The following is a 20020-nucleotide window of genomic DNA, read 5'->3' as shown; positions in this document are numbered from 1 at the left end:
GCCGCGCCCCTGACCAAAGAACGGCCGCTCCGTTGGCACATTGCGACGGTTCCGCAGGTGCGGGCCGTCCGGTAGACCCTTGGGCATGGCACGGCGGCTGCGGATCGGGATCGACACGGGCGGGACGTTCACCGACGTCGTCGCGCTGGACATCGACGGTGACGGCCCGTCCGGCACCGCGGAGCCCGTCACCACCAAGACGCCCTCGACGCCCGCCGACCCGGCCGAGGGCTTCGCGGCCGGCCTCGCCAAGGTGCTCGGCCTGCTCGGCGCGTCGCCCGGGGACGTGGCGGCGCTGGCGCACGGCACCACGGTCGCGACGAACCGGCTCCTCGAGGACCGGATCGACGACCTCGGGTTCGTCACCACCGAGGGCTTCGAGGCGATGCTGGAGATCGCCCGGCAGAGCGTCCCCGACGGCTACGGCAACAGCTACTTCTGGGTGAAGCCGCCCCGGATCGTCCCGGCGCACCGGGTGCGGACGGTCGGCGGCCGGCTCGACCACACCGGCGCCGAGCTGCGACCGTTCGACGAGGAGTCCGCGGTCGCGGCGGCGCGCGCGCTCCGCGACGCCGGCGTCCGCGCGGTCGGCGTGTGCCTCCTGCACTCGTACGCGAACCCGGCGCACGAGCTCGCGATGCGGGAGGTGCTGCGCCGCGAGCACCCGGACGCGGCCGTCTCCCTGTCGTGCGAGGTGCTGCGCGAGTACCGCGAGTACGAGCGGTCGGTGACGACGCTGGTCGACGCCGCCGTCAAGCCGGCGATGAACGGCTACCTCGAACGGATCGCCGGGCGTGTCGCCGCGCCGCTGCTGGTGATGAAGAGCAACGGCGGCGTGCTGTCGGCCGAGGAGGTCGCCCGGCAGCCGATCACGACGGTGCTGTCCGGCCCCGCCGCGGGCGCGCTCGGCGCCGCGTTCGTCGCCGCGCGCCTCGCCGGCGGGCCGGGCGGCCGCGGGTCGGTCGTGACGCTGGACGGCGGCGGCACGTCCACCGACGTCGCCGTCGTGCTGGACGGCGAGCCGACCCTCACCACCGAGGGCGAGATCGGCCGCCACCCCGTCAAGATCCCGATGATCGACATCGTCACGGTAGGCGCGGGCGGCGGGTCGGTCGCCCGGCGGTCGCCGGACGGCGCGCTCAAGGTCGGGCCGCGCAGCGCCGGCGCCGACCCCGGCCCGCTCTGCTACGGCCGCGGCGGCACCGAGGTCACGGTGACCGACGCGCACGCCGTCCTCGGCCGCATCCCGCCGCACCTGCTCGGCGGCGAGGTGCCGCTGGACGTGCCCGCCGCGCGCGCCGGCCTGTCCGCGCTCGCCGCGGGCCTCGGGCTGACGGTCGAGCGGGCCGCCGCCGGGATCCTGGAGATCTCCGCGTGGAACCAGGCCAACGCGATCCGGCGGATCACCGTGAAGCGGGGACTGGACGTCCGCGACTACCCGCTCGTCGCGTTCGGCGGATCCGGCCCGCTGCTGGCGTGCCGGCTGCTGGACGTCCTCGGCCTGCCCGCCGCCGTCGTCCCGGAGAACCCCGGCAACCTGTCGGCCTTCGGGCTGCTCACGGTCGACGTCAAGAACGAGCACGTGCGGACGCGGGTCGTCCGCGACACCGAACTGGACGTCCCCGCCCTCGCCGAGGTGTTCGCCGACCTGGAGGACGAGGCCGGGGCGGCGCTCGCCCGCGAGGGCTTCCCGCAGGAGCGGCGCCGCCTGGTCCGCTCCGCCGACCTGCGGTACTACGGGCAGGCGTTCGAGGTCCGCGTCGCCGCGCCGGCCGGGACGCCGGACGAGGCGTTCCGCGCGGAGGTCGTCCGCCGGTTCCACGACGCGCACGACGCCCGCTACGGCTACTGCCACCGCGACGACCCGCGCCATCCCGTCGAGTGGGTCAACCTCCGCGTGTCCGGCATCGGGCCGATCCCGCGCCCGCGCCCGCCGGAACGACCGCCGGGCGACGGCGACCCGTCGCGCGCCCGCACCGGCACGCGCCCGGTCCGCTTCGACGACTGGGTGGAGACGGCGGTGTACCGGCGCGAGAAGCTGGCCCCGGGCGACGTCGTCGCGGGACCCGCGGTGATCGAGGAGTTCGGCTCCACCCTCCCGCTGCACCCCGGCTTCACCGCCCGCCTCGACGGCCACGGCAACCTGGTGGTGACCCGGTGACCGACCCGATCCTGCTGGAGATCGTCGAAGGCACGCTCGCGTCCGTCGAGCGCGAGGTGGAGACGGCCATCGCGCGGACGGCCCGCTCCCCGATGATCCGCGACGCGCACGACTTCCGCGCGGGCATCCACGACCGGCGGCTCCGCAAGCTCACCGGCCGCTCGTACTCGGCGCTCGTCCAGCCGATCGCCCGCGACTTCCCGCTGGAAGGCATGCGCCCCGGCGACGTGTTCTTCCACAACGACGTGTACCTGTCCGAAGGCGGCATCGGCCACCTCCCGGACCTGTGCGTCACCGTCCCGGTGTTCCACGACGGCGAGGTGGTCGCGTTCGTCCAGGCGTTCGGGCACCACGACGACATCGGCGGCGCCGTCCCCGGCTCGATGCCGAGCCACGCCCGCAGCGCCTACGAAGAGGGCCTGATGGTGCCGCCCATCAAACTGTGGGACCAGGGCGTCCCCAACGAGGCGGCGCTCGCCATCATGACCCGCAACTCGCGGATGCCCGACTCCCTCGCCGGCGACCTCGACGCCGAATGCTCCGCCTGCCTCATGGGCGCCCGCCGCCTCGGCGACCTGTTCGCCCGCTACGGCCGCGCCGACGTCGAGGCGTGCTTCGACGCGATCATCACCCGCACCACCGGGACGTTCCGCCGCGAACTGCTCGCCAAGATCCCCGACGGCACGTTCGTCTGGGAGGACTACGCCGAGCACGACGGCGTCGACCCGCCCCGCCTGCACGCGCAGCGCATCACCCTCACCGTCGACAAGTCCGCGGACGCGCCCCTCGTCATCGACTTCACCGGCACGTCCCCGCAGGCCAAGGGGCCCATCAACCACGCGGGCGACTACGCGGACGGCGTGTTCCTCAAAAAGTGGCTGGCGCCCGTGCTGCGCAACCTCGCCGACACCCCCGAGCGGGCCGCCGAACTCGACGTCAACGAGGGCGTCGTGCCCCTGATCGAGATGCGGTTCCCGGCGAAGGGGACCCTGCTCACGCCGGTCTTCCCCGCCCCGACCAACGCCCGCACGTTCGTCATCCTCCGCCTCCTCGGCGTCCTCGCGGGCGTCCTCGCCAAGGCCACGGGCGGGCGCATGCCCGCCGACCAGGAGACGATCCGCTACACCGGCGTGTACGGCGAGGACGACCGCGGCCCCTACCTGATGCGCGAGGTCCTCGGCGGCGGATCGGGCGGCCGGTACTACGCCGACGGGGAGGACACCATCCACGTCGTCCCCGACTCCCGCAACATCCCCGCCGAGTTCGCCGAGGCGCGCTGGCCGTTCGTCGTCGAACGCCTCGGCCTCGCCGTCGACTCCGGCGGCCCCGGCGAGTTCCGCGGCGGCCTCGGCTACGACAAGCACATCCGGATGCTCCGCGACGCCCACTACATGTCGATCGCCGACCGCTCCATCCTGTCCTGCTGGGGCGTCAACGGAGGCCGCGCCGGACGCCCGTTCCGCGTCGACATCGACGGCGTGGAGATGGACGGCCTCGTCGACGACCATCCCGTCCGCGCCGGCCAGGTCATCCGCATCCGCACCACCGGAGGCGGCGGCTGGGGCGACCCCCTGGACCGCGACCCGTCCCGCGTCGCCGCCGACGTCCGCGACGGCAAGGTCTCTCCCGGCGGCGCCCGCGCCGACTATGGCGTCGTCCTCCACGACGGCACCGTCGACGCCCGCGCCACCGGGGACCTCCGCGCCCGCCTGTGCGCCGAACGCGGCCCGGCCCCCTTCTTCGACCGCGGCCCCGGCTACCCGACCCTGTCCGGAGGCGCGACGTCCGCCGACGTGGACACGCCCTGACCGGCACCGCATCGCCTGCCGCTTGACCTTCGGATAAGCCGTGCGGTGGCGATGACCAGGCGACCGCCCGGACCGAGGGAGCGGTCCACGGGTCTGGCCGCCATCGGCGAGTTCGCGCGCCCGTCGCGGCTGTCGCCCAAGGCGCTGCGCCCGTACGACGAACTCGGGCTGCTCGTGCCCGCCCACGTCGACCCGGACACCGACTACCGCAAGTACGCCGCCGCGCTGTACGGAAGCGCCCGCATGGCGGCCGCCGCCGACTCGGCGTGCCGCTGGCCTGGATCAAGGACGCCCTCGCCAAGAACGCCGGTCCGGCCGCCGACGAGATCCGCGCCCGCTGGACCGAAACCGAGGCCGAACACGCCGCCCGCCGGTAGGAATCGCCGGAGCACCGTTCATGATCTACCACGGCGAGGCGAGCGGCGACAGCAACGGCCCGTCGAGTGGTGCCGGCCCGTCCTCGACGGCCAGGCGGAGGCCAGAACTCGCCATCGAAGCGCCGTCCGGCTCCTCCTCGTCTCCCGACCCCGCGGGCCGGGGCACCGGCCCGGTCGGGGAGTTCGCCGTGCCGCTGAAGTGAGCCCAGGGGCAGCGGGGACGCGACGGTTCGCGTGGCCGCTTACGGCTAGGAGGCCCCCTCGGCACGCGGGGGCTGCGAACTCTTCCCCGCGTCCGGATACGGTCAGTGGCCGCACCGTCACACAAGCAGAATGGTCCTTAACCTGCGGGCAATCCAGCACGGGGAAGGTGTCCGATGGTGTGGACGACGCAGGACCGGTTGGCGGAAGCCCGCAAAAGGCCGATGAAAGCGGAGGGGACCCTGTACGGGGCCATCAAGTCGATCGCGGACGTGGCCCGCGGTGCCGACCTCGACAACGAGACCCTTCTCGACCGCCTCGTCAAGAACGAATCGCTCAAGCCCGAGACGGCGAAGCGGCATCTCGCCCTGATCAGCGGATTCGGAGCGGTCAACGCCGGGATCGACCAGACGTACGAGATACTCCTGCTGGTCCGGTCCCTCCCGCAGACCTACGCCTACATCGACGGCGCGAAACTGCTGGTCGAAACACGGCGGCTCGCCGAGGTCGCATTCGTCACGGAACGTCTCGCGAAGACGGACCACATCATGGACAGCGTGCGGCAGGGACTCGCCGACGGAGCCGGCGGCCTCGGGCTGTGGACCGCCTACGAAGCCCTCGGCGAGCGCCACGCCACGATCGCGGAGACGAACCCGGCGCCGCCCGACCACCCCTACGTCAACCAGGTCAGCCTCGCCTACACGCTGCTCACCTTCTCCTACTCGCCTCTGATCGGGCTGGAGCAGGTCGGGGAGGACGTCCCGAAGGGCGACGCCCTCCTCACCTGGATGGGCGTGTGGAAGATCATCGGCTCTGTCATGGGCATCGAGGAGGACGGCCTCCCCGACACCTTCGACGAGGCACGGCAACTATGGGACCTCATCATCGCCAGCCCCGGGTACGGCTACAGCGACGAAGGCGCCACACTCCTGCAGGCGCTCAAGGACCACGTCGCCGCCGGTCAGAAGGCGGAGACGCCGATCGATCTCATCGGCGAGCACGGGGACAAGGCCGTACTGGAACTCCTCAAGCCCAGGAAGGCGGGTTCCTGAGCGGCGCTCAGGAGACGGGCTGCCGCTCGTCCGCCCGAACCCGGTGAACACCGGACACGGGAGCCGTCGAACTCGCCCGGCCGTCGCGAGCCCGCGCCGCCATTCCCAGGAAACCGCTGATCAGGACGGTGAGCAGCGCACCCGCCCCGAGGACGAGGAAGACCATGGCGAGGTCGATGTCGATCATGTGATGCACCTTCCCGAAGGGCTCCGAATTCCCTTCACGAATCGCCCGCCGTGACCGAGGTCACTAGGCGCTTCGAATGGCATCGGAAAAGATCTACGACCCAGTCTAGGTTTACTCGCCATCATTCTGGAGTTGCCGGACATGCGACGTGCACCACAAAACGAGTGTGACGTGGACAACAAAAAGGTCATCCCGAGAGAATGAGATGCGGCCGCCTGCAGAAAGCGGCCGACCTCCACGTGCTGAGTAAGGGCTGGGAGGGCGGAGGGGTGTTCGGGACGGGGCGGTAAGGGTGTTCGGGCGGTGGGGTGGCGCTGCGTACGGGGCCGCCCCTCCAAAGTCAAGGGCGCCTTCGGCGTCGCTTCGCGATGGACTTCGTCCACCCTTGACTTTGGAGCCTCTGCGGCCCCTGAGGCAGCGCTAAGGGGCAGGCTCCGCCTGCCCCGCCTGGTCGCGCCACCCCACCGCCCCCGAACCAGCGGACGAAGAGACGGCCGGGGCGGAACGCCGAGCGGCTGACGAGGCACCGGTGGGGCTGCGGCTGCGGGCGTGTCGACCTCGCTGAGGGGGTGCCCAGCGCTAGGTCCGGTAGGGCAGTGGGGTGCCGGGGTGATGTGGGCATGCCGGTTCGCCCGAGATCCGGGGCGGGATTCGGGCGAACTGGTGACGTGGAGGTGCGGCGGTTTACGCGGCCCAGTTGGACATGGGGTTCGGTGGCCCGATCGCCCCCGGTGGCCCGCTACCTGTCCGGGATCTTGATCGGGCGCTCGGCGGTGGGAGCAGCCGGTAGATGTATCGCCCGTCGGGATCTTTGCTGATCCCGATCTGATCTGGGCTGGTGTGTTTGAAGCGGTTGTGCCACCCGCAGGTGAGGGCGAGCTGGTCGATGTCGGTGGGGCTGTTTCCCAGGGCCCAGCCGTTGACGTGGTCGACTTCGCACAACGTCCCGGGGATCTCGCACTCCCGGACCGCGCAGCTCGGATACAGCGTCTCCAGCACCTGCCGTTGGGCCGCGCTGGCGAACCGCTCCCGATACCCCAGGTACAGCGGCGTGTGCCCCCGTCCAAGCAGGAGGGGTGACACTCCGGCCGATAGGGCGATGCGGCGGGCTTGGGCGGCGGGGATCGGTGTCCCGTCGGTGAGACGAGCCGGAGCATTGCCGCCGGTCAGGGTGTCCAGGTCGCAGATGACGGTGACCTTGGTGGCCTTGTGCCCGCCGGACAGGACGCTGGACAGGGCGGCGGCGGTGCGTTCGCCGACGTCGCGGGTGTCATCAGGCCCGGCCGGCTTGACCAGCGGGGCAAGCGTGCCGTCCCAGATGGCGGCGTCTTCGGCGTTCAGCCAGCCCTTGATGTAGCGGCCGCCGTCCAGGGAACCGGTGCTGGTGATCCACGACTTGGCGTAGCCGCGCTTGGCGTCTTCGCCGGGTGCGGTGTCGGTGCCGTCGCGTTCGGCGATGACGTCGCAGATGCGGCGGCCGAACACTCCCACTTTCGCGGCCGAGAAGCCTTGGTCGACGAAGTTCAGCAGGGTCGTTTCGGCTTCGGCGCAGTCGGTGTCTTCCAGCCTGGCCGCGCTCTGCGCGACCGTGACCGCGTAGCCGTAGGACAGGTCCCCGGTGGCGAGGCGTTCGGCGACTTTCGGGAGGCGGTGGCGTTGCCGGGCGAGGAGGAGGCGTTCGGTGGTGCGGTTTTCCCGCATCCCCAGCCGGGACCGCAGCCATGCCCGCGTGGAGGGATATCCCCAGCGCTTCTGCTCCCCGGTGGCATCGACTCGGCGGATGAAACCGGCGAGTGCGCTTTCCTGGATATCGCAGGCCGCGGCAAGGCTTTCGGTGAGTTCAAGGCACGCCGCCGCCGACTCCGGGGCTTCGCGCTGGGCGAGTTCAGCAGCGATCGCCGAAACCGCGTCCACCAATTGCATGGTGGACGCACCCTCCAGGTCGACCGTCACTGATTGCATAGGTAAAGCATACTCTACGTGGCCGACGAATGTCGGCTCAATTTGACGTTCCAGAGAATCCGAACACCCTTTCCGTCATCGCCTCCTGCTTGCGTCAAGTCCCTTGAATTTCGCGCACGGAAGAAACCCGAAAGAGGGGGCCGACTGGATGCGGTCAGCGGAGACGGTGGGGGGTGAAGGACGCGCCGTCCACCAGTAGGTCGGCGCGGTGTTTTGTCCCGTCGGCGGCGAACAGGGCGGATTCGCGGGCGGACCAGCGGTCCCAGGCGTCGGCGTATTCGGGGCCGTCGCGGTCGAGGGCGCGGGCGCGGCGCAGTTCGCGCGGGGCGTCGATCCAGATGCGGTAGGCGGCGGGCGACTTCGCCCAGGAGGAGCCGACGCCCTCGATGATGAGCACCGGCGGGGGCGGGATCTCCTCCGGCGGGCCGTACCGGTTGCGGTGCCAGTCGTAGCGGCGCAGCCGTGCGGGGCGTCCGGCGCAGAGCGGGTCGAGGACGGTGCGGCGGAGCGGTTCCCACCAGGTGAGCGGGTCGGCGTCCCAGGGGACGCGGAAGTCGTCGGAGCGGATCACCGGCGCGGCGACCAGGACGGCCGCGAGGTGGTCGGCGAAGGTCGACTTGCCGGCGCCGCTCGGGCCGTCGATCGCGACGAGGCGCGCGGGGCCGCACGACGGGGGCAGTGCGAGCAGCCGCGCGGCGAGCGCGGGGTAGGTCCGGGGCGGCGACGGCACGGACGGCATACTTCCAGGTGCCCGCCCCCCGAAGGAGGACGTCCTTGCCCGGACCTCTCGACGGCGTCGTGATCGTCGACCTCAGCCGCGTGGTCGCCGGACCGCAGGCCACGATGGCGCTCGCCGACCTCGGCGCGCGGGTGATCAAGGTGGAGCAGCCCGGGACGGGGGACGAGACGCGCGGGTGGGGGCCGCCGTTCGCGGGGGCGGACCAGGTCAGCACGTACTACCTGTCGATCAACCGGAACAAGGAGTCGATCACCCTCGATCTGAAGTCGGACGAGGGGAAGGGCACCCTGGAGCGGCTGGTGCGGCATGCCGACGTGCTGGTCGAGAACTTCCGGACCGGGGTGCTCGACCGGCTCGGCTTCCCGGTGGCGCGGCTGCAGGAGCTGAACCCGCGGCTGATCGTGCTGTCGATCACCGGGTTCGGGCACGACGGGCCGGAGGGCGGCCGTCCCGGGTACGACGCGATCATGCAGGGCGAGGCCGGGATCATGAGCGTCACCGGGCCGCCGGGGACGCCGAGCAAGGTGGGGTTGTCGATCGCCGACATCCTCGCGGCGGGCAATGCGGCGTCCGGGGTGCTGGCCGCGCTGTACGAGCGGACGCGGACGGGCCGCGGCGCGGTCGTCCGGACGTCGCTGCTGGCGTCGGTGGTCGGCGCGCACATGTACCAGGGGACGCGCTGGACCGTCGCCGGGGAGGTGCCCGAGTCGGTCGGCAACGACCATCCGACGATCGCGCCGTACGGGACGTTCCGCTGCAAGGACGGGCAGATCCAGATCGGTGTCGCGAACCAGAACCTGTGGCGCCGGTTCGCGCCGCTGGTCGGGCTCGACGCGGACGACCCGCGGTACGCCACGATCCCGGACCGTTCCGCCAACCGCGCGGAGCTGACGGCCGACATCGAGCGCGTCCTCGCCGGGGGCACCCGGGAGGCGTGGCTGGAGCGGCTGGGCGGCGCGGGGGTGCCGGCGGGGTCGATCCGGTCGATCGACGAGGTGTACACCTGGGAGCAGACCCGCTCGCAGGGCCTGGTGATCGAGGTCGACCATCCGACCCTGGGCCCGATCGAGCTGCCCGGCCCGCCGCTGCGGTTCGACGGCGCCGAGCCGCGTGCGCACACCGCGCCGCCGCTGCTCGGCGAGCACACCGACACCGTGCTCGCCTGGCTGGACGAGCAGGACGAACGCCAAGACCAGGGGAGGGGCCAGTGAGGGAGCTGCTCGGCGAGACGGGAGAGACCGGCGGGGCGCTGCGGATCGCCGGACGCGAGTTGCCGCGCGAGGAGCTGCTCGCCCGCGCGTCCGCCGTCGCGGCGGAGGTCGGCGGCGCGGACGCGGTCGCGGTGCACGCCACGGCGAGCGTGGAGACGGTGGTCGCGGTCGTCGGCGGGCTCATGGCGGGCGTGCCGGTGGTGCCGCTGCCGCCCGACTCCGGTCCCGACGAGCGCGCCCACATCCTGGGCGACTCCGGCGCGGCGCTGCTGCTGGCCGCCGCCGGCGCCGAGACCGGGCAGGACGGCCCGCCGGTGGTCCCGGTCGACCGGCTGCCCGCCGGGAGCGCCCCGGTTCCGGCCGAGTCCGATCCCGACGCGACCGCGCTGATCCTCTACACCAGCGGGACGACCGGCGCGCCGAAGGGCGTGATGATCTCGCGGGCCGCGATCGCCGCCGATCTGGACGCGCTGGCCGAGGCGTGGGCGTGGACGCCGGACGACGTGCTGGTGCACGGGCTGCCGCTGTTCCACGTGCACGGCCTGGTCCTCGGCGTCCTCGGGCCGCTGCGGGTCGGGTCGCGGCTGGTCCATACGGGGCGTCCGAGGCCGGAGGCGTACGCGGAGGCGGCGGGCCGGGACGGCGGGAGCCTGTTCTTCGGCGTCCCCACGGTGTGGTCGCGGCTGGCGGCCGACCCCGCGTCGGCCGAGGCGATGCGGGCCGCGCGGCTGCTGGTGTCCGGGAGCGCGCCGCTCCCGGTGCCCGCCTTCGAGCGGCTGGAGGCGCTCACCGGCCACCGCCCGGTCGAGCGGTACGGCATGACCGAAACCTTGATCACGGTCAGCGCGCGCGCGGACGGCGAGCGCCGTCCCGGCTGCGTCGGCCTCCCGCTGCCCGGCGTCGAGACGCGGCTCGCCGCCGAGAACGGCGACCCGGTCCCGGCCGACGGGGAGACGCCCGGCGAGCTGCACGTCCGCGCGCGGCATCCGTTCAAGGGCTACCTCGGCCGCCCGGAGGCGACCGCGAAGTCGTTCACGCCGGACGGCTGGTTCCGCACCGGCGACATCGCGACGATCGACCCGGACGGCCGGCACCGCATCGTCGGCCGCGCGTCCACCGACCTGATCAAGAGCGGCGGCTACCGGATCGGCGCGGGCGAGGTCGAGAACGCGCTGCTCGCGCACCCGGCGGTGCGGGAGGCCGCCGTGGCCGGCACCCCGCACGACGACCTCGGCGAGCAGGTCACCGCCTACGTCGTGGCGGACGGGGTGACCGAGGGCCAACTGATCGACTTCGTCGCCGGCCGGCTGTCGGCGCACAAGCGGCCCCGCGTCGTCCACCTGGTCGGCGCGCTGCCCCGCAACGCGATGGGCAAGATCGTCAAGACCCGCCTGAACGAGCTCGCGCCCTAGCCGGCGGCCGCCGCACCGGGTGCTGGGGCACGCCGGCCTGACCAGTAAGGTCGTCGCTTGTGTCCAGTTCAGCGGCCGCCGCGCACTCCCTCGATCCCGTTCCGCACGAGGGCCGCGAGTCGACCGCGGCGCACCAGTTCTGGATCTGGTCCGGCGCGAACATCGCGCCGATCAACTGGGTGCTCGGCGCGCTCGGGATCAAGCTCGGGCTGGGCCTGGCCGACACGGTCGGCGTGCTGGTCGCCGGGAACCTCCTCGGGATGGCGGTGTTCGGGCTGTTCGTGCTGATGGGGCAGCGGACCGGCGTCACCCAGATGGTGCTCGCCAGGTCGGCGTTCGGGCGGCGCGGCGCGTACCTGCCGGCGGCGCTGCAGGGCGTGATGTCGGCGGGCTGGTGCGCGGTCAACACCTGGATCGTGCTGGACCTGGTGATGGCGCTGCTCGGCCAGGTCGGGCTGCACGGCGGCACCGCGCTGAAGATCGCCGTGGTGCTGGTGATCATGGGGCTGCAGGTGTGGATCGCCGCGTCCGGGTTCCACGCGATCGCCGCGTTCGAGAAGTGGACCGTTCCCGTCACGCTGGCCGTGCTCGCCGCGATGACCGTCGTCGCGTGGACGAAGACCGGCGTGCACTGGGACCACAAGGGCCAGGGCCTCACCGGCACCGACCGGCTGTCGGCCATGACGACCGTGATGACGGCGATCGGGGTCGGCTGGGGCGTCACCTGGTTCGCCTACGCCTCCGACTACTCGCGATTCGTGCCGCGCGAGGTGCCGCGCCGCCGGCTGTACGCGGCGAGCGTCCTCGGCCAGTTCGTGCCGGTGGTGTGGCTCGGCGTGCTCGGCGCGTCGCTGGCGACGGTGAGCGCCACCACCGACCCCGGCAAGCTGATCGTGGACGCGTTCGGCGCGCTCGCGATCCCGGTGCTGCTGCTGGTCGTGCACGGGCCGATCGCCACGAACATCCTGAACGTCTACAGCTGCTCGCTGTGCGCGCAGACCGTCGACTGGCACGTGTCCCGCAAGGCGATCTCCTACGGCGTGGGGGTGTTCGCCGCCGCGTTCACGATCCTGCTGATCTTCCAGGAGGACTTCGCGAACACCCTGGACGCCTGGCTCGGCGGCCTCGTCACGTGGGTGGTGCCGTGGGCGGCGGTGATGGCGGTGCACTTCTACGCCGTCCGCCGGCAGAACGTCGACGTGGACGCGCTCTACGATCCGCCCGGACGGTCCCGCCTGGGCGACTTCCGCTGGGACGCCCTGGTGTCGTTCGTCCTGGGCGCCGCCGCGACGTGGGCGTTCCAGTACGGCGTCCCGAAGGCGCTGCAAGGACCGGCGGCGCGCGCGCTCGGCGGCATCGACCTGTCCTGGCTGGCCGGCGCGCTGGTCGCCGGCGGCCTGTACTTCGCTCTGTCGGCCCGGCGCGGCCGGGCATGGGAAGGGAGCCCCGCGTGAAGCTCGTGACGAACGCCCTGCTGACCGGGCGGGACGGCCTCCACGACATCGAGATCGACGGTGCCCGGTTCGGACGCGTCGCGCCGGCGGGCGAGCTCGCCGGGGACGTCCTGGCGGACGCGGCGGGCGGCCTGGTGAGCCCGCCGTTCGTGGAGCCGCACGTCCACCTCGACACCACGCTCACCGCCGGGGAGCCGCGCTGGAACGCGTCGGGGTCCCTGTGGGAGGGCATCGCGGTGTGGAGCGAGCGCAAGACGACCCTGACCCGCGACGACGTCGTCTCCCGCGCGACCGAGGTGCTGCGCTGGTACGCGGCGAACGGCGTGCTGCACGTCCGCAGCCACGTGGACGTCACCGACCCGGGGCTGGTCGCGCTCGACGCCATGATCGAGGTGCGCGAGCGGGTGAAGGACGTCATCGGGCTCCAGCTCGTCGCGTTCCCCCAGGAGGGCGTCTGCTCCTTCGAGGACGGGCCCGAGCTGCTGGAGGAGGCGGCCCGGCGCGGCGTCGACGCCGTCGGCGCGATCCCGCACTTCGAGGACACCCGCGAGGACGGCGTCCGCTCCCTGGAGATCGCCTTCGACATCGCCCAGCGGTACGGGCTGCTGCTGGACGCGCACTGCGACGAGATCGACGACGAGCAGTCCCGGTTCGTGGAGGTCCTCGCCACCCTCGCCCGGCGCGGCGGGCTCCGCGACCGCGCCACCGCGTCCCACACCACCGCGATGGGCTCCTACAACGGCGCCTACTCCTACAAGCTCCAGCGGATCCTGGCCCGCTCGGGCATCAACCTGGTCTGCAACCCGCTCGCCAACCTGTGCCTGCAGGGACGCTTCGACGCCTATCCCAAGCGGCGCGGCCTCACCCAGGTCAAGGAGATGCTCGCCGCCGGGGTGAACGTGGCGTTCGGCCACGACGACGTCATGGACCCCTGGTTCCCGCTCGGGACGGCGTCGTCACTGCAGGTCGCGCTGGTCGGCGTCGCCGCCGCGCAGCTCACCGGCGCCGCCGAGATCGACGAGGCGTTCGCGATGGTGACGGACCGGGCCGCGCGGGTCCTCGGCCTCGGCGACGGCTACGGGATCGCGCCGGGCCGCCCGGCGAACCTGGTCGTGCTGCCCGCGTCGTCGCCGTACGACGCCGTCCGGCGGCAGACCCGGCCGTCCCAGGTCGTCGCGCGCGGCCGGGTCGTCGCCGAGACGCCGCCCGCGGTGACCCGGCTGTCCTGGCCGGGCCGCGACCCCGAGGACGTCGACTTCGTCCGGGCCCGCGACCGCGCCGACGGCCCCGGCATGGGCCGCTAGGGGAGCAGCGCGGGCAGCAGGGGGCGGACGAGGTCGGCGGCGGCCGACTCCGGGAGGTCCGGGGCGTCCGGCGCCGCCGCGAAGTAGTGCAGGAAGCCCTGCTGGAAGCACGCGCCCATCAGCAGCGCCGCGGCCGCGGCCGTGTCGGCGCCCGCCGCGACCCGGCCGAGGTCGCGCTCGGTGTCCAGGTAGCGGGTGAGGGCCCGCACCGGCTCGTGCGGGCCGGCGCCGTACTGGCGCAGCGATGCGCGGGTCGCGGCCAGCAGCACCGGCTGCGCGGCCATCGACGCCATCATCGGGAACGCGCGCCGGTAGAAGGCGACCCCGCCGTGGACGACCGCGACGAGGTTGGCCTCCACGGTCGCCTCGCCCGGGACGGCCCTGGCCGCGAACGCCGGCATCCGCTCCTTCAGCACGCTCATCATCAACTGCTCCTTGTCGCGGAAGTGCTTGTACAGCAGCGCCTCGGAGTAGCCCGCCGCCTTGGCGATCTCCTTGGTGGTGGCGCCCGCGACGCCGCGCTCCCGCATGACGTCCGCGGCGGCGTCCAGGATCCGTTCGCGCGCGCTCATCGGCCCTCCGCTTGACAGTTAGTGAATCCTCACCCACTCTAGTGGTTAGTAAATACTCACTCACCCCTCAGGGAGGGATCGACGATGAGGCTCACGGTCTTCGGGGCGACCGGCGGTATCGGGACGCGGCTGGTCCGCCGGGCGCTGGAGGCGGGACACGACGTCACCGCCGTCGTGCGCGACCCCGGCAGGATGCCCGCCGACCTGCGCGAACGCGCGGACGTCGTGCAGGCCGACATCATGGACCCCGCCGCGATCGAGGAGCCCGTGAAGGGCGCCGACGCCGTCGTCAGCGCGATGGGACCGCGCGACTTCGGCGCCACCACCGTCTGCCGGGACAGCTCCAGGAGCATCATCGCGGCCATGCGGGCGACCGGCGCCGGCCGGTTCCTCATGGTCAGCATGGGCGCGATCGAGGCCATGCCGGGGGACGACCCGTTCACCCGGTACGTCGTCAAGCCCGTCATCCTCGGCCGGCTCCTGCGGCACGGCATCGCCGACATGAGCGTCGCCGAGGCCCAGGTCCGCGACTCCGGGCTCGACTGGACGATCGTCCGCCCGCCCCGGCTCACCGACAAGGAGGGCAAGGGCCGCTACCGCCAGGCCGTCGACCGCAGCGTGCCCGGCGGCTTCACCATCTCCCGCGACGACGTCGCCAAGGCCCTGCTCGACCTCGCCGGCGACCTGCCGTCCATCGGCCACGTGGTCTCCATCGCGGGCTGACCGCGGCTGGCGGGCCGGGCCGCAGGCCGCGCGCCGCGCGCCGCCGGAGGGGCCCGCATGACACCCGTCATGCGGAACGGCTGACGGACGTCGCCCGAACCGGTGACACGCGCTTCTACCGGCGGCGGCCCGCGCCCCGCGAAGCTGGGCCCATGCGGGACGGTCCGGCGGACGGTCCGCCCTCCTGCGCCGTCCTCGCCGTCCGGCTCGGCGCCGCTACAGTCGGGCAGGGGAGGAACGGGACATGACGGTCGCGACCACGGCGGACCTGGAAGCGCAGGACACCCGCAGGCTCGAACGGTACCGCCGGGTGACGCAGCGCTCGTTCCTGTGCGCGGCCCTCGGCTTCATCGTCCCCGGCCTGGCAGGGATCGCCGCCGCCCACGACGACGGCCGCATCGGCGTCCCCGTCATCGTCCTGGCGGTCCTCGGGCTCGGCCTGATGACGTGGTGCTACATGCGGCTCGTCCGGGCGGGCCTGGAGGGCGGCGCGTCCCGCCGGGACGTCGCGCTCAGCGGCGCGGTGACCGCCGCCCTCAGCCTGCTGCTGTTCGCCCACCCGCTGTTCGCCGTCGTCCCCGTCTTCTGGGTGTCGGCGGTGGTGCTGTCGCCGATGAGCCGCCGCAGGATCGTCGCGCTGTGCGCCGGGACCGGCGCGGTCGCGGCGGTCTACGGCAGTCTCGCCTCCCGGCACCTCTACCCCGACGGCGACATGCCCTGGTACTGGCTGTTCCCGTTCATGTTCGCGATCTACGCCGGCACGTGCGGCCTCGTCGCGTTCGTCAACCTGTACCAGCGCCGCATGTGGGACCTCCACCAGGAGACCCACGCCGCGCGGGAGGCCCTCGCCCGGCTCGCCGTCACCGAGGAGCGGCTGCGCTTCTCCCGCGACCTGCACGACCTGCTCGGCCACAGCCTGTCGCTGATCGCGGTGAAGAGCGAGCTGGCCCTGCGGCTCGCGGAGGCCGACCCGGCCCGGGCCGGCGCCGAGATGGCCGACGTGCAGTGCGCCGCCCGCGACGCGCTCCGCGAGGTGCGCGCCGCCGTGCACGGCTACCGCGCCGTCGAGCTGGACGCCGAGCTGGCCGGGGTGCGGGCGGTGCTGGAGGCCGCCGGGGTGCGCTGCGAGGCCGGGGACGTGCCGGACGGGCTTCCCGCCGAGGTCCGCGCGGTGCTCGCCTGGGTGATCCGGGAGGGCGCCACCAACGTGATCAAGCACAGCGAGGCCCGGCGCTGCGCCGTCGCCCTCACCCCGTACGGTGGCTCCGTGGTCCTGGAGATGCGCAACGACGGCGTCCGCGGCGGCGGGGACACCGGCGAGGACATTGGCGGCGCGGGGCTGACCGGTCTCGCCGAACGCCTCGCCGTCGTCGGCGGCGAGATCACCGCGGGCCGGCACGGCCGCGACGGCTTCCTGCTGCGCGCCGTCGTCCCGCTCCCGCGACCCGGCCCGGACGCCTCCGCCGCCCGCGCCGGGACGGCGGCCGGCGCCGTGCGGAGCGGCAGGTGATCCGGATCCTGCTCGCCGACGACGAGCACCTCATCCGCGGCGCCGTCGCCGCGCTCCTCGGCCTGGAGGCCGACCTGGACGTCGTCGTGGAGGTCGGCCGGGGCGACGAGGTGGCCCCGGCCGTCGCCGAGCACGATCCGGACGTTGCCGTCCTCGACATCGAGATGCCCGGCGGGGACGGCCTCACCGTCGCCGAGGAGCTGGACGCGGCCGGCGCCCGCTGCGCGGTCTGCATCCTCACCAGCTTCGGCCGTCCCGGCTACCTGCGCCGCGCCATGGCCGCCGGGGTGCGCGGCTTCGTCGCCAAGGACGCGCCCACGCAGGAGCTGGCCGCCGCGATCCGCAAGGTCCACGAGGGCGGCCGGTACCTGGACGCCGAACTCGCCGCGACCGCGATGGCCGCCGGCGACAACCCGCTGACCGAGCGCGAGCGCGAGATCCTCCGCCTCACCGGCGCCGGCACCGGGACCGCCCGCATCGCCGCGCTGCTGCACCTGTCGGAGGGGACCGTCCGCAACTACCTGTCCACGGCGATGAGCAAGCTCGGCGAGTCCTCCCGATTCGCCGCCGTCCGCGCCGCCGAGGAGATGGGCTGGATCTGATGCCCCCTTAGGCTTGTGCCGTGACTGAGCCTCTGGTGCCGCGGATGCGGGAGTTCGGCGAGACGATCTTCGCGGAGATGTCCGCGCTGGCCACCGCCACGGGATCGATCAACCTGGGCCAGGGCTTCCCCGACGAGGACGGCCCGCGGGCCATGCTGGACGTGGCGGTCGAGGCGATCCGGTCCGGCGGCAACCAGTATCCGCCGGGACCGGGGCTGCCGGAGCTGCGGGAGGCCGTGGCGGCGCAGCGGCTGGAGCGGTACGGCCTGGCGTACGACCCGCTGACCGAGGTGTACGTGACCGTCGGCGCCACGGAGGGCATCGCGGCGTCCGTGCTCGCGCTCGCCGGGCAGGGCGACGAGGTCGTCGTGTTCGAGCCGTACTACGACTCGTACGCCGCGGTGATCGCGCTGGCCGGGGCCGTCCGCAGGCCCGTCATGCTCCGCCCGGTGGAGGGCCGCTTCACGTTCGACCCGGACGAGCTGCGCGCCGCCGTCGGGCCGCGCACCAAGGCGATCCTGGTGAACTCCCCGCACAATCCCGCCGGGACGGTGTTCACCCGCGACGAGCTGGAGGCCATCGCCGGCGTCTGCCGCGAGCACGACCTGGTCGCGATCACCGACGAGGTGTACGAGTACCTGACGTTCGACGGCACCGAGCACATCCCGCTCGCCACCCTGGACGGGATGCGGGAGCGGACGGTGTCGGTGTCGTCGGCCGGCAAGACGTTCTCCGTCACCGGCTGGAAGACCGGCTGGGTCACCGCGCCGGCCCGGTACGTCCGCGCCGTCCAGACCGTCAAGCAGTTCCTCACCTACGCGACCAGCGCCCCCTACCAGCGGGCCGCCGCGTACGCCCTCGCGAACGAGACCGCGTGGGTGGCGCACCTGCGCGCGTCGCTGCAGGCCAAGCGGGACCGGCTCGTCACCGGCCTGGAGGCGGCCGGATTCACCGCGTACCGGCCGCAGGGCACCTACTTCGTGCAGGCCGACATCCGGCCGCTGGGCTTCTCCGACGGGCTGGAGCTGGCCCGCGCGCTCCCCGCGAAGGCGGGCGTCGTCGCGATCCCGACGCAGGTGTTCTACGACCACGCGGAGGCGGGCGCCCACTTCGTCCGGTTCGCGTTCTGCAAGAAGGACGAGGTCATCGACGAGGCCGTCGAGCGCCTCGCCCGGCTCGCCTGATCTTTCTGGAACGTCCCCGTAAGGACGGCCGTCCGGCACCGCGACCTCGCCGCCTGGGACGCGGCCGAGCACGTCGTGGAATGCGAGACGGCGCTCGCGGCCATCGCCGCGCTGCCCGAACGCGACCTCGAAGTCCTCGCCCTCGTGAACTGGCACGGGCTGGACGCCCGGCAGGCCGCCCGGGTGAAGATGAACGACACCGACACCGCGTTCCGGGCCCTCAAGCCCGCGGCGCTGGACGAACTGGCCGCCGAGGCGCACCACCCGGACGGGCTCGGGCGGAGATTGCCGAACGGGCGGCGCTCCTTGGGCTGGTTTCGCCCATGAGCGCCGCCCGCCGCGTGGTTAGCGTTCGGGCCGTGAGCCGGGGTACAGGACCGGTCAGCAGAGCAGCCGAGGAGCGATGACGTGCCCGATCCGATCGAAGTCCGCAAGATCCCCATCGAGAGCGTGACCGACGCGTCCGGGCTGGCCCGGCTGATCGACGGCGGCGTGCTGGAGGCCGACCGGGTCCTGGCGGTCGTCGGGAAGACCGAGGGCAACGGCGGCGTCAACGACTACACGCGGCTGCTGGCCGACCGGGCGTTCCGCGAGGTGCTGGTCGCGAAGGGCACCCGGCCGGCGGACGAGGTGGCGCGCGTCCCGCTGGTGTGGTCGGGCGGCACCGACGGGGTGCTGAGCCCGCACGCGACCGTCTTCGCCACCGTCGACCCGGCGGACGCGCCCGTGTCGGACGAGCCGCGGCTGTCGGTCGGCGTCGCGATGAGCGAGGTGATCCTGCCCGAGGACATCGGCCGCCCGGCGATGGTGGAGACGGTCGCCGCGGGCGTCCGCGAGGCGATGAAGACCGCCGGCATCGACGACCCGGCGGACGTCCACTACGTGCAGACCAAGACGCCGCTGCTCACCCTCGACACCATCAACGACGCCAAGTCGCGCGGCCGCGACGTGGTCACCGAGGACACCCTCAAGTCGATGGACATCTCCAACTCGACCACCGCGCTCGGCATCGCGGTCGCGCTCGGCGAGATCGAGACGCCGTCGGCCGGGCAGATCCACAAGGACCTGTCGCTGTTCTCGTCGGTGGCGTCGTGCTCGTCCGGCGTGGAACTGGACCGGGCGCAGATCGTCGTCGTCGGGAACGTGCGCGGCATCGGCGGCCGGTACCGGGCGGGGCACGGTGTGATGAAGGACGCGCTGGACGCCGACGGCATCTGGGACGCGATCCGCTCGACCGGCCTCGACCTGCCGGACAGGCCCCGCACGTCCGATCTCGGCGACCGGCTCGTCAACGTGTTCATCAAGTGCGAGGCGGACCCGTCCGGGTCGGTGCGGGGGCGCCGCAACATCATGCTGGACGACTCCGACGTGCACTGGCACCGGCAGATCAAGGCGTGCGTCGGCGGCGTCGCCGCGTCCGTCACCGGCGACCCGGCGGTGTTCGTGTCGGTCGCGGCGGTGCACCAGGGCCCGTCCGGCGGCGGCACCGTCGCCGCCATCGCCGACCTGGGTTGACCGGGCCGGGTGGCGGCCTGGATCGCGGAGAGTATCCGAATCGGTA

Annotated in this window: 18 protein-coding genes; 14 read left to right on the top strand and 4 right to left on the bottom strand. The window is 73.1% G+C overall.

Features of this window, described 5'->3' with window-relative positions:
* Positions 1–85: 85 nt before the first annotated feature.
* From ACA514_RS20720 to ACA514_RS20705, 4 genes are all read left to right on the top strand, one after another.
* Positions 86–2161, top strand: coding sequence for a hydantoinase/oxoprolinase family protein (locus ACA514_RS20720; RefSeq protein ID WP_375042827.1), 2076 nt, complete (start codon positions 86–88; stop codon positions 2159–2161).
* Positions 2158–3969 (top strand): hydantoinase B/oxoprolinase family protein, encoded by a 1812-nt coding sequence (locus ACA514_RS20715; RefSeq protein ID WP_375042826.1) that lies wholly within the window; start codon positions 2158–2160, stop codon positions 3967–3969. The genes ACA514_RS20720 and ACA514_RS20715 overlap by 4 nt, the downstream gene beginning before the upstream one ends.
* 397 nt (positions 3970–4366) lie before the next feature.
* Positions 4367–4549, top strand: a complete 183-nt coding sequence (locus tag ACA514_RS20710) for a hypothetical protein (RefSeq protein WP_375042825.1) — start codon at positions 4367–4369, stop codon at positions 4547–4549.
* Positions 4550–4723: 174 nt separating this feature from the next.
* The gene (locus ACA514_RS20705; protein ID WP_375042824.1) at positions 4724–5599 is read left to right on the top strand and encodes an oxygenase MpaB family protein; all 876 of its coding nucleotides are present in this window, start codon (positions 4724–4726) and stop codon (positions 5597–5599) included.
* Positions 5600–5606: 7 nt separating this feature from the next.
* Here ACA514_RS20705 and ACA514_RS20700 read toward each other — a convergent pair whose 3' ends face one another.
* The 3 genes from ACA514_RS20700 to ACA514_RS20690 all read right to left on the bottom strand — a co-directional run bounded on the left by ACA514_RS20700 (position 5607) and on the right by ACA514_RS20690 (position 8487).
* On the bottom strand, positions 5607–5786 hold the full coding sequence (locus ACA514_RS20700) for a hypothetical protein (protein WP_375042823.1): 180 nt from the start codon (positions 5784–5786) through the stop codon (positions 5607–5609).
* 684 nt (positions 5787–6470) lie between these two features.
* A complete protein-coding gene (locus ACA514_RS20695) occupies positions 6471–7748 on the bottom strand; it encodes a DUF222 domain-containing protein (protein ID WP_375042822.1) in 1278 nt (425 codons plus the stop codon).
* A gap of 154 nt (positions 7749–7902) precedes the next feature.
* Positions 7903–8487 (bottom strand): uridine kinase, encoded by a 585-nt coding sequence (locus tag ACA514_RS20690; protein ID WP_375042821.1) that lies wholly within the window; start codon positions 8485–8487, stop codon positions 7903–7905.
* 35 nt (positions 8488–8522) lie between these two features.
* Here ACA514_RS20690 and ACA514_RS20685 point away from each other — a divergent pair, with 35 nt between their 5' ends.
* Genes ACA514_RS20685 through codA form a run of 4 tightly spaced genes read left to right on the top strand, consistent with a single transcriptional unit; the run spans position 8523 to position 13868 of the window.
* Positions 8523–9698: a CaiB/BaiF CoA transferase family protein gene (locus ACA514_RS20685; protein ID WP_375042820.1), complete on the top strand. Its 1176-nt coding sequence runs from the start codon at positions 8523–8525 to the stop codon at positions 9696–9698.
* Complete coding sequence (locus ACA514_RS20680) at positions 9695–11110, top strand: acyl-CoA synthetase (protein ID WP_375042819.1); 1416 nt, start codon at positions 9695–9697, stop codon at positions 11108–11110. Before ACA514_RS20685 ends, ACA514_RS20680 begins: the two co-directional genes overlap by 4 nt.
* Before the next feature lie 59 nt (positions 11111–11169).
* Positions 11170–12564 carry a purine-cytosine permease family protein gene (locus ACA514_RS20675; protein ID WP_375042818.1) on the top strand — a complete coding sequence of 465 codons (1395 nt, stop codon included), beginning with the start codon at positions 11170–11172 and terminating at the stop codon, positions 12562–12564.
* Positions 12561–13868 (top strand): cytosine deaminase, encoded by a 1308-nt coding sequence (codA, locus tag ACA514_RS20670; protein ID WP_375042817.1) that lies wholly within the window; start codon positions 12561–12563, stop codon positions 13866–13868. Before ACA514_RS20675 ends, codA begins: the two co-directional genes overlap by 4 nt.
* Here codA and ACA514_RS20665 read toward each other — a convergent pair.
* On the bottom strand, positions 13865–14440 hold the full coding sequence (locus ACA514_RS20665; protein ID WP_375042816.1) for a TetR/AcrR family transcriptional regulator: 576 nt from the start codon (positions 14438–14440) through the stop codon (positions 13865–13867). The two genes, codA and ACA514_RS20665, sit on opposite strands and share 4 nt — an antisense overlap.
* A gap of 84 nt (positions 14441–14524) precedes the next feature.
* Here ACA514_RS20665 and ACA514_RS20660 point away from each other — a divergent pair, with 84 nt between their 5' ends.
* The 6 genes from ACA514_RS20660 (at position 14525) to ACA514_RS20635 (ending at position 19974) form a co-directional block, all read left to right on the top strand.
* Positions 14525–15163: an NAD(P)-dependent oxidoreductase gene (locus tag ACA514_RS20660; RefSeq protein ID WP_375042815.1), complete on the top strand. Its 639-nt coding sequence runs from the start codon at positions 14525–14527 to the stop codon at positions 15161–15163.
* A 244-nt stretch (positions 15164–15407) separates the two neighbouring features.
* Complete coding sequence (locus ACA514_RS20655) at positions 15408–16673, top strand: sensor histidine kinase (protein WP_375042814.1); 1266 nt, start codon at positions 15408–15410, stop codon at positions 16671–16673.
* Positions 16670–17275 carry a DNA-binding response regulator gene (locus ACA514_RS20650; protein ID WP_375042813.1) on the top strand — a complete coding sequence of 202 codons (606 nt, stop codon included), beginning with the start codon at positions 16670–16672 and terminating at the stop codon, positions 17273–17275. Before ACA514_RS20655 ends, ACA514_RS20650 begins: the two co-directional genes overlap by 4 nt.
* Positions 17276–17295: 20 nt before the next feature.
* Positions 17296–18459: a pyridoxal phosphate-dependent aminotransferase gene (locus tag ACA514_RS20645; RefSeq protein ID WP_375042812.1), complete on the top strand. Its 1164-nt coding sequence runs from the start codon at positions 17296–17298 to the stop codon at positions 18457–18459.
* Between the two features lie 75 nt (positions 18460–18534).
* Positions 18535–18786, top strand: a complete 252-nt coding sequence (locus tag ACA514_RS20640; protein WP_375042811.1) for a hypothetical protein — start codon at positions 18535–18537, stop codon at positions 18784–18786.
* An 81-nt stretch (positions 18787–18867) separates the two neighbouring features.
* A complete protein-coding gene (locus tag ACA514_RS20635) occupies positions 18868–19974 on the top strand; it encodes a ring-opening amidohydrolase (RefSeq protein WP_375042810.1) in 1107 nt (368 codons plus the stop codon).
* Positions 19975–20020 lie beyond the last annotated feature (46 nt).

Source organism: Actinomadura sp. NTSP31 (assembly GCF_041951385.1).
GTDB lineage: Bacteria > Actinomycetota > Actinomycetes > Streptosporangiales > Streptosporangiaceae > Spirillospora > Spirillospora napierensis.
This window is presented reverse-complemented; position numbering and strand designations above follow the sequence as displayed.